At 66.7% G+C, this 14,611-nt stretch carries 13 protein-coding genes; 3 read left to right on the top strand and 10 right to left on the bottom strand.

Annotated elements, in window-relative coordinates; translation table 11 throughout:
• The first annotated feature begins 58 nt into the window (after positions 1-58).
• The gene (locus tag AC1DDA_RS04520) at positions 59-379 is read left to right on the top strand and encodes a 2Fe-2S iron-sulfur cluster-binding protein (protein ID WP_441511093.1); all 321 of its coding nucleotides are present in this window, start codon (positions 59-61) and stop codon (positions 377-379) included.
• 116 nt (positions 380-495) lie between these two features.
• Complete coding sequence (locus AC1DDA_RS04515; protein ID WP_476794808.1) at positions 496-918, top strand: universal stress protein; 423 nt, start codon at positions 496-498, stop codon at positions 916-918.
• A gap of 3 nt (positions 919-921) precedes the next feature.
• On the opposite strand, the gene AC1DDA_RS04510 is transcribed toward AC1DDA_RS04515, so the two are convergent.
• The 10 genes from AC1DDA_RS04510 to xdhA form a co-directional block, all read right to left on the bottom strand.
• Positions 922-1,521: a hypothetical protein gene (locus tag AC1DDA_RS04510; protein ID WP_476794807.1), complete on the bottom strand. Its 600-nt coding sequence runs from the start codon at positions 1,519-1,521 to the stop codon at positions 922-924.
• Between the two features lie 55 nt (positions 1,522-1,576).
• The gene (locus tag AC1DDA_RS04505; RefSeq protein WP_476779825.1) at positions 1,577-2,752 is read right to left on the bottom strand and encodes a vWA domain-containing protein; all 1,176 of its coding nucleotides are present in this window, start codon (positions 2,750-2,752) and stop codon (positions 1,577-1,579) included.
• Between the two features lie 147 nt (positions 2,753-2,899).
• Complete coding sequence (locus AC1DDA_RS04500) at positions 2,900-3,172, bottom strand: HU family DNA-binding protein (RefSeq protein WP_265052451.1); 273 nt, start codon at positions 3,170-3,172, stop codon at positions 2,900-2,902.
• Positions 3,173-3,498: 326 nt separating this feature from the next.
• Positions 3,499-4,578 carry a BMP family ABC transporter substrate-binding protein gene (locus AC1DDA_RS04495; RefSeq protein ID WP_476794806.1) on the bottom strand — a complete coding sequence of 360 codons (1,080 nt, stop codon included), beginning with the start codon at positions 4,576-4,578 and terminating at the stop codon, positions 3,499-3,501.
• 30 nt (positions 4,579-4,608) lie between these two features.
• Complete coding sequence (locus AC1DDA_RS04490; protein WP_476794805.1) at positions 4,609-5,532, bottom strand: ABC transporter permease; 924 nt, start codon at positions 5,530-5,532, stop codon at positions 4,609-4,611.
• Between the two features lie 184 nt (positions 5,533-5,716).
• Positions 5,717-6,781 carry an ABC transporter permease gene (locus AC1DDA_RS04485; RefSeq protein WP_476794804.1) on the bottom strand — a complete coding sequence of 355 codons (1,065 nt, stop codon included), beginning with the start codon at positions 6,779-6,781 and terminating at the stop codon, positions 5,717-5,719.
• Positions 6,774-8,321 (bottom strand): ABC transporter ATP-binding protein, encoded by a 1,548-nt coding sequence (locus AC1DDA_RS04480; RefSeq protein ID WP_476794803.1) that lies wholly within the window; start codon positions 8,319-8,321, stop codon positions 6,774-6,776. Before AC1DDA_RS04480 ends, AC1DDA_RS04485 begins: the two co-directional genes overlap by 8 nt.
• Positions 8,305-9,147, bottom strand: coding sequence for a xanthine dehydrogenase accessory protein XdhC (xdhC, locus tag AC1DDA_RS04475; RefSeq protein WP_476794802.1), 843 nt, complete (start codon positions 9,145-9,147; stop codon positions 8,305-8,307). Before xdhC ends, AC1DDA_RS04480 begins: the two co-directional genes overlap by 17 nt.
• A gap of 175 nt (positions 9,148-9,322) precedes the next feature.
• A complete protein-coding gene (gene xdhB / locus AC1DDA_RS04470) occupies positions 9,323-11,665 on the bottom strand; it encodes a xanthine dehydrogenase molybdopterin binding subunit (RefSeq protein WP_476794801.1) in 2,343 nt (780 codons plus the stop codon).
• On the bottom strand, positions 11,658-13,148 hold the full coding sequence (gene xdhA, locus AC1DDA_RS04465) for a xanthine dehydrogenase small subunit (RefSeq protein WP_476794800.1): 1,491 nt from the start codon (positions 13,146-13,148) through the stop codon (positions 11,658-11,660). Before xdhA ends, xdhB begins: the two co-directional genes overlap by 8 nt.
• 117 nt (positions 13,149-13,265) lie before the next feature.
• On the opposite strand from xdhA, the gene guaD reads away from it, so the two are divergent.
• A complete protein-coding gene (guaD, locus tag AC1DDA_RS04460; RefSeq protein ID WP_476794799.1) occupies positions 13,266-14,585 on the top strand; it encodes a guanine deaminase in 1,320 nt (439 codons plus the stop codon).
• Positions 14,586-14,611: the final 26 nt, after the last annotated feature.

The raw sequence follows: 14,611 nt of genomic DNA, 5'->3' as shown, positions 1-14,611 counted from the left end.
GTTCCGTGCCGCTTTGAAATGCTCTAAGCGAGGCCGTCATAGCGCGCCGGAGTTTCTTATGCCGAACATCACCTTCATCGACGCTCACGGAGAGAGCCGCACCGTCGAGGGCGAAACGGGCTCCACGGTGATGGAAACGGCGATCCGCAACGCGATTCCCGGTATCGAGGCCGAATGTGGCGGCGCCTGCGCCTGCGCGACCTGCCACGTCTATGTCGACGATGCCTGGATGGAAGCCGTCGGCCATGCGGAGCCGATGGAGGAGGACATGCTGGACTTCGCCTTCGACGTCCGGCCGACCTCGCGTCTCTCCTGCCAGATCCGGATCAGGGACAATCTTGACGGGCTGGTCGTGCGCACCCCCGCGCGTCAGGGTTGAAACTCCGCTGACCGACCGGCGCGCGGCGCCCTGCCGCAGCGCGCATTTTGCGCTGGATCATGGCGCGCGTGCTGGCAAACTCCAGAATGGTTCTGCAACCAGCCTTGGAGGATACGATGTACAAGTCGATTCTGGTTCCCGTCGATCTGGCGGAGGCCGATCTTGCCAAGCCAGCGATCGCTGCCGCCGTATCCTTCGCCAAGATATCGGGCGGCGTGGTGCGCCTAGTCTATGTCCGCTCGATGATCCCCGTCACCTACATGGAATTCGTCCCTGCGGATTTCGATTCCGAACAGCAGCAGGACGCCGAAGCGAAGCTTGCCGAAATTGCTGCCACGGTCGACCTGCCGGCCGATCAGGTCTCGGCGAAGGTGCTGTTGGGCTCGGTCCATGGCGAGGTGCTGGCCGAGGCTGATGCGGCCGGGGCCGATCTCATCGTCATCGGCTCGCACGAGCCGGGCATGCTGGCTTACGTCATCGGCTCGAACGCCTCCGCCATCGTGCGCCGCGCCAAGTCCTCGGTGCTGGTGGTGCGCTGAGCGTTAGTCGGGGCGGCCGGGAACGAGGCTGTCGGGCACTTCGCCGGTCGCGAGTTCGCGCGGCCGGTTGAGACTGACGAGCGGCCAGACCTGCCAGAACGAGGCCGCGACCAGCAGCAGGCCGAGCAGCCCGGCATTGGTCGCTCCCTGCTGGAAGGCGCGCAACGTGAAGGCGGCGAGCATCAGCAGCGACACCGCTCCCACGAACACGACGCCGAGCCAGAGCGGCTTCGGCCGCCCGGCGACGAAGCGGGCGCGCGGGTTGGCCCGCGCGATTGCAGCTGACAATGCCGAGACGAAGCGGTGATAGCGCGCATCGTCGCGATCGAGATCGGTCAGCGAGCGCCATGACAGGTTGCCGAAAGTCACGGTCCGGCCGTCGCTGAGCCTTAGCTGCGTCTTGTAGCCCTTGGACGAGATGTTGCCTGGCGCATAGACGAAACGCACCTGCTCGACGGCGCTGAGCCGGACGCTGTCGACGCGGCGCGTCCGATCGATCTCGAGGGTGTCGCCGTCGAGCCTGTAGCTGATCTCGAATCCGACAGGCTTCGGGCGCTGGCGCCAGCTCGGGACAGGGGCGTCGTCGTCGTGGTCGTTCGTCATGGCGGGCAGTTAGAGCATTCCGGCCGCCCAAGGGAAGCGGGCCGATCGTCGTGGTTCAGCGCGCCAGAACTCTCATCGCACCATCGAGGCCGTCGAGCGTCAGCGGGAACATGCGTCCGCCCATCAACCCGCCGATCTGACGGATCGATTGCGTATAGTTCCACAGATGCTGCTGGACCGGATTGAGCCAGACCGATTTCGGGAACTTGTTCACCAGCCTGTTCATCCAGACCTCGCCGGCCTCTTCGTTCCAGTGCTCGACCGAGCCGCCGGGCATCGCGATCTCGTAGGGACTCATCGAGGCATCGCCGACGAAGACGAGGCGGTAATCGGCCGGATAGGTCCGCAGCACGTCCCAAGTCGGGATGATCTGGTCGTGACGGCGGCGGTTCTCTTTCCAGACGCGCTCATAGGGACAGTTGTGGAAGTAGAAATGCTCGAAATGCTTGAACTCGGCCCGCGCCGCCGAGAACAGCTCCTCGGCCAGCTCGATATGCCAGTCCATCGAGCCGCCGACATCGAGGAAGAGCAGCACCTTCACGGCGTTGCGTCGCTCCGGCCGCAGCTTGACGTCGAGATAGCCGTGCTTGGCCGTCTCGCTGATCGTGTTGTCGAGGTCGAGTTCCTCGGCCGCGCCCGTACGGGCGAAGCGGCGCAGCCGCCTCAATGCGACGCGCAGGTTGCGCACGCCGAGCTCGCGCGTGTCGTCGAAATCCTTGAACTCGCGCTTGTCCCAGACCTTCACCGCCCGGAAATTGCGGTTCTTGTCCTGACCGATGCGGATGCCTTCGGGATTGTAGCCATAGGCGCCATAGGGTGAGGTGCCGCCGGTGCCGATCCATTTGTTGCCGCCCTGGTGACGGTCCTTCTGCTCTGCGAGCCGCTGCTTCAGCGTCTCCCAGAGCTTGTCCCAGCCCAGCGCATCAATCTGCGCCTTTTCCTCGTCGGTCAGGAATTTCTCGGCGAGCTTGCGCAGCCATTCCTCGGGAATGCCGGCTTCCTCGATCGCCTGGCCCAGCGTCTCCATGCCCTTGAACACCTGGGCGAAGACCTGGTCGAACTTGTCGAGATGGCGCTCGTCCTTCACCAGCGTAGCGCGGGCGAGATAGTAGAATTCGTCGACCTTGTGCTCGGCGAGGTCGGCCTCGACGCCTTCGAGCAGCGTCAGATATTCGCGCAGGGTCACGGGGACCTTGGCGGCGCGCAGATCGGTGAAGAGGCGAAGGAACATGGAGCCAGCGTCATTCTCGGGCGGAGCGAAGCGTAGACCCGAGAATCTCGTCGAAGAGATGCTCGGGTCAAGCCCGAGCATGACGGCGAGACTCAAGCGGCGTTCGCGCTAGGGAACGCGAACGCCGCTCGATCCCGATGGATGGCGTTACGCCACCGCGTCGGCGAGGTCCTTGGTGACCTTGAACTTCACGACGGTCTTGGCCGGAACCTTGATGGTAGCGCCGGTCGACGGATTGCGGGCCTCTCGGGCCTCGCGCTTGGCGGCGGAGAGCTTGCCGATGCCGCCGAGCGTGACGTCGTCGCCGCTCTTGAGTGTCTTGGCGACGGTCGTGCCGAGAGAGGCCAGGATGGCGGAGACGTCCGCCTTCGTCTTGCCGGTCTCATCCGCGATGGCGGCGATCAGTTCGTTCTTGGTCATGAAATCCTCCTTGAGAAGGTGCTTCAGGCGTCGCGTGCTGGACTACGGCCGTTCATGCTCGTTTCCGACACGAGCGACCGCGACACATGGATGCTATTCGCGGCGCGCAACTCACGCAGTTGCCACGGTTACCGCGGAAAGACGATGCCCGCGGCGGTAGATACGCACAGGAAACGGCTTCGTTCCGTCGATAATAGGGCCGATAATGCCGATTTCTACGGGGGTAGGCACTCCCGGGACCATTTCCTGACGGTGAAAGGCAAACAAGGATCTGCGAATCGCGCCGCCGGCGGGAGCAAGCCCGCCGGCGGCGATGGAGCGCGGAATCAGGCCTGGATGCCGTCCACGTACCAGTCCATCTTGGAGAGCATCTCGTCGCTCGCCGTCTCGCCGGCCTTGAGGCGAACCTCGCCCTTCTGATCCTTCAGTTCGCCGGTGAAGGGGTGCAGCGTGCCGGCCGAGATGCTCTTGATCACCTCGTCGGCGGCCGCGCGTGCCGCGGGCGTGACCGCGTCGTTGTACGGCGCGATCCTGACCATTCCTGCCTTCAGGCCGCCCCAGACGTCGCCGGTCTTCCAGCTGCCGTCCATGACGTCCTTGACGCGCTTGATGTAGTAGCCCGACCAGTCGTCGACGATGGCGGTGAGATGGGCCTTCGGCGCGAAGGCCTTCATGTCGGAGGCCTGGCCGAAGGCGAAGACGCCGCGCTGCTCGGCCGCCTGCAGCGGAGCCGCCGAGTCGGTGTGCTGCGTGATCATGTCCGCGCCCTGGTCGATCAGCGCCTTGGCGGCGTCGGCTTCCTTGGCGGGGTCGTACCAGGTCGAGGCCCAGACGACCTTGGTCTTGAAGTTCGGGTTCACCTTCCGAGCGGCGAGATGGAAGGCGTTGATGCCCATCACCACCTCCGGGATCGGGAAGGAGGCGACGTAGCCGGCCTGGCCGGTCTTCGACATGTGGCCGGCGATGGTGCCGATCACGGCGCGGCCCTCATAGAAGCGCGCATTGTAGGTGGCGACGTTCTCGGCGCGCATATAGCCGGTGGCGTGCTCGAACTTGATCTTCGGGAATTGCTTGGCGACCTGGATCGTCGGGTTCATGAACCCGAAGGAGGTCGCGAAGATCAGCTGGTTGCCGGCCTGGGCGAGCTGGCGCAGCGCGCGGGCGGCATCAGGGCCTTCCGCGACGTTCTCGATGAAGCTGGTCTTGATCTTCGCGCCGTATTCCTTCTCGAGCGCGAGCCGGCCCTGGTCATGGGTCCAGGTGTAGCCGTGGTCGCCGATCGGGCCGACATAGATGAAGCCCACGCCGAGCGGCGACTGTGCCGAGGCGCCCCGGCCGAGGATCGGCAGGGTGGTGGCGGCGGCTGCGCCGAAGGTCAGCCTGCGGCGGGTGATGATGCTGGTCATGTCCTAAACTCCCCGTTGTCGGATGCGGCGTCAGGACGCCGAGAAAGGTTTGCCGAGGCAGGCAGGCGCGTCGAGCCGGCCGGTCTTTCGTCCTAGCGACATCATGGTCAGAACCGCAATGGTCGCAAGGTAGGGGGCCATCGCCAGCACCTCCGGCGCGAGCCAGGTCACGCCGGCGGCCTTGGCCTGTAATTCGAGCGTCATCACGGCACCGAAGAGATAGGCGCCGAGCAGCAGTCGCCCCGGCTTCCAGGCCGAGAACACGACGAGCGCCAGCGCGATCCAGCCGCGTCCGGCGGTCAGCCGGTCCGCCCACATCGGCGTCAGCGCCAGCGAGAAATAGGCGCCGCCGAGCCCGGCCAACGCACCGCCGAAGGCGATCGCCGCGTAGCGGATCGCGATCACGGGATAGCCGATGGCGTGGGCGGAGGCATCGTTCTCGCCGACAGCGCGCAGAATAAGGCCGGGCCGCGTGCGGCGCAGGAAGAAGCTGACGCCTGCGACGAGTGCCAGCGAGAGATAGACGAGGATGTCGTGGCCGAAGATCACCCGCAGCAGCGGGTGTTCCGAAAGCGCCGCCGGAAACACCGGCTGCAGGCGCGTCACGGTGCGCCCGACGAAGCCGGCGCCGATCAGGGAGGAGGCGCCGATGCCGAAGATCGTCAGCGCGAGGCCCGTCGCCACCTGATTGGCCATCAGCGAGAGGGCGAGCACGGCAAAGACCATCGAGGCAGCGATACCGGCGCAGGCGGCCGCGACGAGGCCAATGCCAGTGCTGCCGGTCGAGAAGGCGACGGCGAAGCCGGCGACCGCGCCGCACAGCATCATGCCCTCGACGCCGAGGTTGAGCACGCCTGCCTTCTCGGCGACGAGCTCGCCCAGCGCCGCGAGCAGCAGCGGCGTCGAAGCCGCGATCAGCGTCATCAGGATGGAGACGAGCATGGCGGAGGTCATGCGCTCCACCTCGTCATTCCGGGGCATCGCGAAGCGATGAGCCCGGAACCCATGAACACAGGTTCTTGTCCAGATATGCTAGCTCGAACCCGGCGATCCCTTCGGCTTGGCCGGTGTTCATAGGTTCCGGGCTCGGCCCTGCGGGCCGCCCCGGAATGACGGCGAGGTTCCGTCGCGAAACGCATCACGCCGCCCTCCGCTTGAAGGCGATCCGCCAGCGGACCAGCACGTCCGTCGCGAGCAGCATGAACAGCAGCGTGGCCTGGAACATGCCGGTCGCGGCCTGCGGCAGCCGAACCGTCGATTGCGCGATCTCGCCGCCGACATAGGTCGCGGCCAGCACGAGGCCGCCGAAGACGATGCCGAGCGGATTGAGCCGGCCGAGGAAGGCGACGATGATCGCGGTGAAGCCGTAGCCGACCGGGAATTGCGGGGTGAGCTGCCCGAAGGGGCCGGCTGCCTCGAACAGCCCGGCGAGGCCGGCGAGCGCGCCGCTGATCAGGAGCGTCGCCCAGGTCGTGCGTGCGGCGCTGAAGCCGCCATGGCGGGCGGCGGCGGGCGCGAGGCCGACGACCTTGATGGCGTAGCCGGCGGTGGTCTTCTCCATCAGCAGCCAGGCGATGACGGCAAGGACGAGCGCGACCGGGATACCGAGATGGACGAGCGAGCCTTCGAGCACCGTCGGCAGCGTCTGGTCGGCGGTGAACATCCGCGTTTGCGGGAAATTGAAGCCGTCTGGGTCCTTCCACGGTCCGCGCACGAGGAAATACAGGAACTGGACCGCGACATAGGTCAGCATCAGGCTGGTCAGGATCTCGCTGACCTGCAGCTTGACGCGCAGGAAGGCGGGGATCGCGGCCCAGGCCATGCCACCGAGGATGCCGGCCAATACCATGGCGGGCAGGATCCACCAGCCGGTCATGTCGTAGGTCGCGAGCGCGACGCCGGTACCGGCGATGGCGCCCATGATGTATTGCCCCTCCGCGCCGATGTTCCAGACATTGGCGCGGAAGCCGATGGCCAGCCCAAGCGCGATCATGATGAGCGGCGCGCCCTTGACGCCGATATCGGCCCAGCGCTGCGGCTCCAGGAACGGCGTCAGGAAAATGCTCCCGACCGCATGGAAGCCGTCATAGCCCATGGCGGTGAAGACGATCATGCCGAGCAGCATGGTCAGACCGATCGCGATCAACGGGCTCAAGGCCAGCATCAGCGTGCTCGGCTCGCGGCGGCGGCGCCATTCAAGCATGAACGGCTCCCTCCGCGCCGTGGACGCCGCCCATCATCAGGCCGATCTCGTCGATGCCGAGGCTCGCGACCGGGCGCGGCGCCGAGAGCCGGCCTTCATTGATGACGCAGAGCCGGTCGGCAAGCTCGAGCAATTCGTCGAGATCCTGCGAGATCACCACCACAGCCGAGCCCTTGGCGGCGAGGTCGACGAGTTCCTGCCGGATCGCGGCGGCGGCGCCCGCATCGACCCCCCAGGTCGGCTGCGAGACCACGAGCACGGCCGGCTGCTGGCCGATCTCGCGGCCCATGATGAATTTCTGCAGATTGCCGCCCGAGAGCGAGCGGGCGAGCGCGGCATTGCCGGTGGTCCTGACATCGAAGAGCTTGATGACGCCATCGGCGAAGCGCCGGACGGCGCCCCGGCTGATGAAGCCGTGCGGCGCCAATGGAAGCCTGTGGCGCGCGGTCAGGACACCGTTGTCGGCGAGCGAGAAATCCGGCACAGCCGCATGGCCGTTGCGCTCCTCGGGCACGCAGGCGAGGCCGAGCGCCCGGCGCGTCCCGGCGCCCTCCAGGCCGATGGCCTTGCCGTCGAGCCTGATCGCCTCGGCCCTGCCGGCGAGTTGCTCGCCCGAGAGCGCGGTCAATAGCTCAGCCTGTCCGTTGCCGGCGACGCCGGCGATACCGAGGATCTCGCCGGCCCGCGCCTCGAACGAGACATTTTCCAGATCGGTGCCGAAAGGCGGCTCGCCCGGCAGCGAAAGCCCCTTTGCCTCCAATCGGACAGCGCCGCTGCCGGCCGTCTTGCCGTGCTCGATCTTGCGCAGCTCCGCGCCGATCATCAGTTCGGCCATGCGCTTGGTTGTCTCGATCTTCGGATCGCAGGTCGCCACGACGCGCCCGCCGCGCAGGATGGTGGCGCTGTCGCAGAGCGCTTTGATCTCATGCAGCTTGTGCGAAATGTAGAGGATCGAGCAGCCTTCCGCTGCGATCTGTCTGAGTGTCGCGAACAGTCGTTCCACCTCCTGCGGCGTCAGCACCGAGGTGGGTTCGTCCATGATCAGCAGTTTCGGTTTCTGCAGCAGGCAGCGCACGATCTCGATGCGCTGGCGCTCGCCGACCGAGAGCGTATGCACCTCTCTCTCCGGATCGAGCGGCAGCGAGTAGGATTGCAGGATCGCCGCGACGCGACGCTTCAGCTCCTCGCGATCCACSGCYTCGTCGAGSCCGAGCGCGATGTTCTCGATCACGGTCATCGCGTCGAACAGCGAGAAATGCTGGAACACCATGCCGATGCCGAGCTTGCGCGCCGCCTTGGGCGACGGAATCGAGACGGCCGAGCCATTCCAGTGGATAGTGCCTTCGTCGGCCTGCTGCACGCCGTAGATGATCTTGACCAGGGTAGACTTGCCGGCGCCGTTCTCGCCGAGCAGGGCGTGGATCTCGCCGGGCCTGACGCTCAGGCTGATGTCTTCATTGGCCTTTACGCCCGGAAAGCTCTTGGAGATATGGGCGAGCGCCAGCCGCGGCGGCACTTCCTGCTCACGCGGCTGATTCATGTCTCGGGAGTCTCCCTTTCGCCGGTTCCCGGCGGCCAAGCAAGCAACGCACCAGCTCGGCCGTCGTCAAGGCCGCGATCACCTCCGGGCGCTTGTCGTCCACATCGGAACCGCCGATCGGGCAGGTCAATCGAGCCAGAGCCTCGCGCCGGCCGCCGCTGCGCAGAAAGCTCGCCTCGAAGCGGGCGCGCTTGGTCGCCGAGCCGATCAGGCCGACATAGGCCGCATCGCCGCGCGCCAGCGCCGCCTCGGTCAGCCGGTAGTCCAGCGCGTGGCTGTGCGAGAGCACGACGAAGGCGGCCTTTGCCGGAGCGCTCGCGACCGCATCGACGGGATCGGCCATGCGGATGCAGGTGACGGCGGCTGGCAGCCCGCCCATGACGTCGTCGCGATCGTCGATCAGCGAAACCGAGAAGGGCAGGGGCGCCAGCGCATGGGCCAGGGCCCTGCCGGTATGGCCGGCGCCGTAGATCAGCACCGGTGGCCGCGCCGCTGCCTCCGCTTTCTCGCGGGCGCTGAACAGGGCGATCTCGGCCGTGCCGGCATGGCGCAGCGAAACACGGACCCGCCCCCCGCAGCACTGTCCCATCTGCGGGCCAAGCGGAATGTCGAGCAGTTGGTCCTCGGCGCCCTCGCTCAGCATGTGCCGGGCGAGGTCGATGCAGTGGAATTCGAGTTGCCCGCCGCCGATCGTCCCGGCGATGGCGCCGGGGCTCACGGCCATGCAGGCGCCGGCCTCGCGCGGCGTGGAGCCTTCCGCCGCTTCGATCCGGACGAGCACGACGCCTTCGCGCTGATGGACATCAAGGAAGGCTGCGAGGGTCATGGTGCTGCTCCCCCGTCATTCCGGGGCAAGCCGCAGGCCTGAGCCCGGAACCCATAACCACAGGTCGAGAAGGAAAGGGCAGGCACCGTGACGCTCTTGCGAACGTCGTCGGCGGTTATGGGTTCCGGGCTCTCCGCTGCGCGAAGCCCCGGAATGACCGGGGAGGTTCCGAACCTCATCGCCCAGCCTCCGCCCGGACTCGCTCCACTGCATCCAACACCCGCTCGGGCGTCGCCGGCGCATCGAGGCGCGGGCAGATCCGGTAGTCGCTCACGCTTGCAACCGCATCCGACAGCGCATGCAGAACCGAGATCGCCAGCATCAGCGGCGGCTCGCCGACCGCCTTGGAGCGGTGGATCGTCGGCTCGCGGTTCGGCGCATTCTCCAGCAGGTGGACGTTGAAGATGCGCGGCCGGTCGGAGGCGACGGGAATCTTGTAGGTCGAGGGCGCATGGGTCCAGAGCCTGCCCCTTTTGTCCCAGACCAGCTCTTCGGTCGTCAGCCAGCCCATGCCCTGCACGAAGCCACCCTCGATCTGGCCCTTGTCGATCGCGGGGTTCAGCGACTGCCCGCAATCATGGAGGATGTCGACACGCTCGACCTTGTATTCGCCGGTCAGCGTGTCGATCGCGACCTCGGCAGCCGCGGCGCCATAGGCGAAATAATAGAAGGGGTGGCCGCGCCCGGCCTTGCGATCCCAATGAATCTTGGGGGTGGCGTAGAAGCCCGTCGCCGAAAGCTGGACGCGCGCCATATAGGCGGCGGCGACAAGTTCCTTGAAGGCGATCTCGCGAGCGCCGATCTTCACGCGCCCCTGCAGGAAGGCGATATCCTCCGGCTGTTCCTGCCAGTTCTTGGCGGCGAATTCAGTGAGCCGCTTCTTGATTGTGTCGCAGGCATCGAGCGCTGCCATGCCGTTGAGATCGGAGCCGGACGAGGCGGCGGTGGCCGAGGTGTTCGGCACCTTGCCGGTCGTCGTCGCGGTGATCTTGATCTGGTCGAGCCCGATGCCGAAGGCATGGGCCACCACCTGCGCCACTTTGATGTAGAGCCCTTGCCCCATCTCGGTGCCACCATGGTTCAGCGCGACCGTGCCGTCGGTATAGACATGCACCAGCGCGCCGGCCTGGTTGAACCAGGTCGCGGTGAAGGAGATGCCGAACTTGACCGGCGTCAGAGCGATGCCGCGCTTGACGATGGGGCTCGTTGCGTTGGCCTCGCGGATTGCCGTCTTGCGCGCTTGGTAGTCGCAGCGCCGCTCCAGTTCGGAGATGATTTCGGTCGCGATGTTGTCCTCGACCGTCTGGTGATAGGGCGTGACGTCGCGGCCTGCCCCGCCATAGAGATTGCGCCGCCGCACCTCCAGCGGGTCGAGCCCGGTCGCAAAGGCGACCTCCTCGATGAAGCGCTCGGCGCCGACCATGCCCTGCGGGCCGCCGAAGCCCCGGAAGGCCGTGTTCGAGCAGGTGTTGGTGAAGAGTGGCTCGGAGCGCGCGCGCACCGCCGGGTAGAAATAGCAATTATCCATGTGGAAGAGGGCGCGGTCGGTCACGGGCCCCGACAGGTCCGCGTTCCAGCCGCAGCGCGCTGCATAGACGGCATCGAGCGCATGGATGCGGCCTTCGTCGTCGAAGCCGATCTCGTAGTCGCAGACGAAATCATGGCGCTTGCCCGTGATCGCCATGTCGTCGTCGCGGTCGGGCCGGAGCTTGATCGGCCGTTTGAGCTTGCGGGCGCAGAGCGCGGCGACGCAGGCGAAGAGATTGGCCTGCGTCTCCTTGCCGCCGAAGCCGCCGCCCATGCGCCGGACCTCGACCGTCACCGCATGCGAGCCGACGCCGAGCACGGCGGCGACCATGTGCTGAACCTCGCTCGGATGCTGGGTCGAGACCAGCACGGCCATGTCCTCGTCCTCGCCGGGGATCGCCAGCGCGACCTGGCTTTCGAGATAGAAATGCTCCTGCCCGCCGATCGTCATCGAGCCCTTCAGCCGGCGCGGACTCTCCGCGAGCGCGGCCGCGACATCGCCGCGCTCCAGCTTGAGCGGCGCGGTGACGAGCTTGGCACCGGCCTCACGCGCGGCTGCGATATCGATCAGCGGCTCTTCCTCGGCATATTCCGCCTTTGCCAGCGTCGCGGCGTGGCGCGCCTGTTCGCGCGTCTCTGCCACCACGGCGAAGAGCGGCTGGCCGTGGAACAGGATGTTCTCGGTCGCGAAGACTGGTTCGTCATGCAGATGCGTCGAGGAGATGTCGTTGGCGCCGGGGATGTCCTCCGCTGTCAGCACGGCGACGACGCCCGGCGCGGCACGCACCGCCGCGAGATCGAGCGATATGAGCTTGCCATGGGCGATGGCGCTCGTGCCGAGATAGGCGTGCAGCAGCCCTTCGGGCGCGGCGATGTCGTCGATATAAACAGCTTCGCCCGCGACATGCTTGGGCGCGGAGTCGTGGATGCGGGCGCTGCCCACAGGGCCGCTCTCCAGCGCGATATCGAGCTTGTGGCGTGCGTCAGCCATGAGCGGCCTCCGCCAGCAGGCCGGCGACCCGCGTTTCGGTCGCGGGCTGCGTCGTCTCGATCAGAAAACGGCGCAGGAGGTTGCCGGCGATCTTCAGCCGATAATGCGCCGAGGCGCGCATGTCGTCGAGCGGTGTGAAATCCTGCGCCAGCGCGGCGACGGCGGCTGCGACGGCCCCGTCGTCCCATGCGCGGCCCACCAGGGTGGCCTCGGCAGCCGCCGCCCGCTTCGGGATGCCGGCCATGCCGCCATAGGCGAGGCGGGCCTCGCCGATGCGGCCATCCGGGCCGAGCTGCAGTCGGAAGGTACCGCAGACGGCCGAGATATCCTCGTCGAAGCGTTTCGAGACCTTGGAGGCGTGGAAGAGCATCCCGGGGGCCAGCTTCGGCACCAGCACGGCCTCGACGAATTCGCCCGGGCGACGGTTCTGCTTGCGGTAGTCGAGGAAGAAGCGTTCGAGCGGTATGACGCGGCGCTCGATGCCGGCCTCGGCGCGTCGCGCCAGCACCAGCGTCGCACCGAGCGCGATCAGGGCCGGCGGCAGGTCGCCGATCGGCGAACCATTGGCGATATTGCCGCCGACCGTGCCGGCGTTGCGCACCTGCTCGCCGCCGAAGCGCCGCATCAATTCGTCGAGCTGCGGCGAAAGCCCGGCCAGCGCTGCGCGGACGTCGATATGGCCGGCCATCGCGCCGAAGCGGAGATGATCGCCCTCATCGGTGATCGCGCGAAGAGTCTCTACGCGTCCGAGATAGATCACCGGGTCGAGGCGCTTCATGGCCTTGGTGACCCAGAGCCCGACGTCAGTCGCGCCGGCGACCAACGTCGCCTGCGGATGCGCGGCAATCAGATTGGCCAGCGCCTCGACCGTCGCCGGGGCGTAGAAGCGCCCGCCTTCGCCCTGCAAGGCCAGCGTTTCGGTATCGTTCAGCGCGGTGAGTCTGTTCGCCACGGCCCCGCGTTCCTGCAGGAAGCGATCGGCCTCCCGTGGCGCGATCTCGTCCATGCGGCGGCCTGCGGCGATGATCGGTTCGTAGCCGGTGCAGCGGCAGAGATTGCCGGCCAGAGCATCCTCGATGCGCCCGGTGCTCGGCTCAACCTCGTTAAGCCTGAGCGCCAGCAACGACATGACGAAGCCTGGCGTGCAGAAGCCGCATTGCGAGCCGTGGCATTCCACCATCGCCTGCTGCACCGGGTGGAGGCTGCCATCCGTGCTCTTCAGATGCTCGACGGTCAGGAGCTGGCAGCCATCCAGCGTCGGCAGGAAGCGTATGCAGGCGTTGATCGCCTCATATCGCAGATTGCCGCGGTCGAGCCGGCCGACGACGACGGTGCAGGCGCCGCAGTCCCCTTCGGCGCAGCCCTCCTTCGTGCCGGTCATGCGCTGGTCGAGGCGCAGCCAGTCGAGCACAGTCAAAGTCGGGTCGCAGCGGTCGAGTTCGACCAACCTGTCGCCGAGCAGGAAGCGCAAGGTCTCACGCATCCCGCCCGCTCCGCTCGCATAGCCATTTCATGCCTGCAGATTAGGCACGATCCGCGCTTGGCCGGAAGCTTCGATTTGGTGCAGATGTGATGTGGAATTGTGCCGGAGTTGCCCGCCGTGACTGCACTCGCCGCCCTGCGCGCCCTGCGTGGCCGCCTGCTCTGGTTCGTCGATGATCCGGAGGCAGCAGGCGAGGCTGCGCATCGCTATGTCGCCGACGGGCTGCTGGTCATCGAGAACGGGATGGTCCAAGCGGCGGGCGAGGCGAGGAAGCTGCTGCAGACGCTGCCGGCCGATGCCGAGATCGTCGACCATCGCCCGCATCTGATCATGCCGGGTTTCATCGACGCGCACATCCACATGCCGCAGACGCAAGTTGTCGCCTCCTACGGCGCGCAACTGATGGAGTGGCTGAACAAATACACCTTCGTCGAGGAGCAGAAGCTCGCGCAGCAGGGACATGCGGAGAAGCTTTCGCGCTTCTTCATCGACGAGCTCTTGGCCAACGGCAYGACCACGGCGGCAGTCTATTGCTCGGTCCATCCGCAATCGGCCGAAGCCTTCTTTGCCGAATCTCAGCGCCGCAATACCCGCATGATCGCCGGCAAGGTGATGATGGACCGCAACGCGCCGGAGGCGCTGACCGACACGGCCGAGAGCGGCTATCGCGATTCGAAGGCGCTGATCGCGCGCTGGCACGGCAAGGGCCGGCAGCTGTATGCCATCACCCCGCGCTTCGCGATCACCTCGACCCCCGAGCAGATGGCGGCTGCAGGAAGGCTCGCCGCGGAACATCCCGGCTGCCATGTCCAGACCCATATCGACGAGAACCGGGCCGAGATCGCCTTGGCCAGCGAGCTTTTTCCGCAGGCGGCCGACTATGCCGACATCTACCGGGGCTACGGGCTGCTCGGGCCTAAGAGCCTGATGGGGCACTGTATCCACATGACCCACAATGAATGGCGGGCCTTTGCTGAAACCGGCGCGGTCGCCGTTTTCTGCCCAACCTCGAACCTCTTCCTCGGCTCAGGCCTGTTCGACTGGGCCCATGCCCGGCAGCACGGCGTGAAGGTCGCCGTCGCGACCGATATCGGCGGCGGCACCTCCTATTCGATGCTGCGGACCATGGCCGAGGCCTACAAGGTGCTGCAGTTGCAGGGTCAGTCGCTTTCCGCTTTCGCGGCGCTACATGCGATCACGCGCGGCAATGCCGTCGCGCTCGGCCTCGACCATCTGCTCGGAAGCTTCGAGCCCGGCCGCGAGGCAGATGTCGTCGTGCTCGACACCGGGGCGACACGCGCGATGGCGCATCGCATGGAGACGGTGCGCGATCTGGCGGAGGAGCTGTTCGTGCTCGTCACGCTCGGCGACGAGCGCAATGTCGCCGCGACCTATGTGATGGGGGAGCTGGCAGGCCGGCCCGAGGGCACCGTTTAGCGCCACCCGTCATGGTCGGGCTCGTC

Source organism: Allobosea sp. 10N428, from assembly GCF_056394545.1.
This window is presented reverse-complemented; position numbering and strand designations above follow the sequence as displayed.

What these genes read in the sequence shown, in the direction of transcription:
- AC1DDA_RS04505 (WP_476779825.1), bottom strand. Translation starts at nt 2,752, where the DNA reads ATGTTCCTTCGCCTCTTCACCGATCTGCGCGCCGCCAAGGTCCCCGTG.
- AC1DDA_RS04500 (WP_265052451.1), bottom strand. Translation starts at nt 3,172, where the DNA reads ATGACCAAGAACGAACTGATCGCCGCCATCGCGGATGAGACCGGCAAG.
- xdhB (WP_476794801.1), bottom strand. Translation starts at nt 11,665, where the DNA reads ATGGCTGACGCACGCCACAAGCTCGATATCGCGCTGGAGAGCGGCCCT.
- AC1DDA_RS04495 (WP_476794806.1), bottom strand. Translation starts at nt 4,578, where the DNA reads ATGACCAGCATCATCACCCGCCGCAGGCTGACCTTCGGCGCAGCCGCC.
- xdhA (WP_476794800.1), bottom strand. Translation starts at nt 13,148, where the DNA reads ATGCGTGAGACCTTGCGCTTCCTGCTCGGCGACAGGTTGGTCGAACTC.
- AC1DDA_RS04510 (WP_476794807.1), bottom strand. Translation starts at nt 1,521, where the DNA reads ATGACGAACGACCACGACGACGACGCCCCTGTCCCGAGCTGGCGCCAG.
- AC1DDA_RS04485 (WP_476794804.1), bottom strand. Translation starts at nt 6,781, where the DNA reads ATGCTTGAATGGCGCCGCCGCCGCGAGCCGAGCACGCTGATGCTGGCC.
- AC1DDA_RS04515 (WP_476794808.1), top strand. Translation starts at nt 496, where the DNA reads ATGTACAAGTCGATTCTGGTTCCCGTCGATCTGGCGGAGGCCGATCTT.
- AC1DDA_RS04490 (WP_476794805.1), bottom strand. Translation starts at nt 5,532, where the DNA reads ATGACCTCCGCCATGCTCGTCTCCATCCTGATGACGCTGATCGCGGCT.
- AC1DDA_RS04520 (WP_441511093.1), top strand. Translation starts at nt 59, where the DNA reads ATGCCGAACATCACCTTCATCGACGCTCACGGAGAGAGCCGCACCGTC.
- xdhC (WP_476794802.1), bottom strand. Translation starts at nt 9,147, where the DNA reads ATGACCCTCGCAGCCTTCCTTGATGTCCATCAGCGCGAAGGCGTCGTG.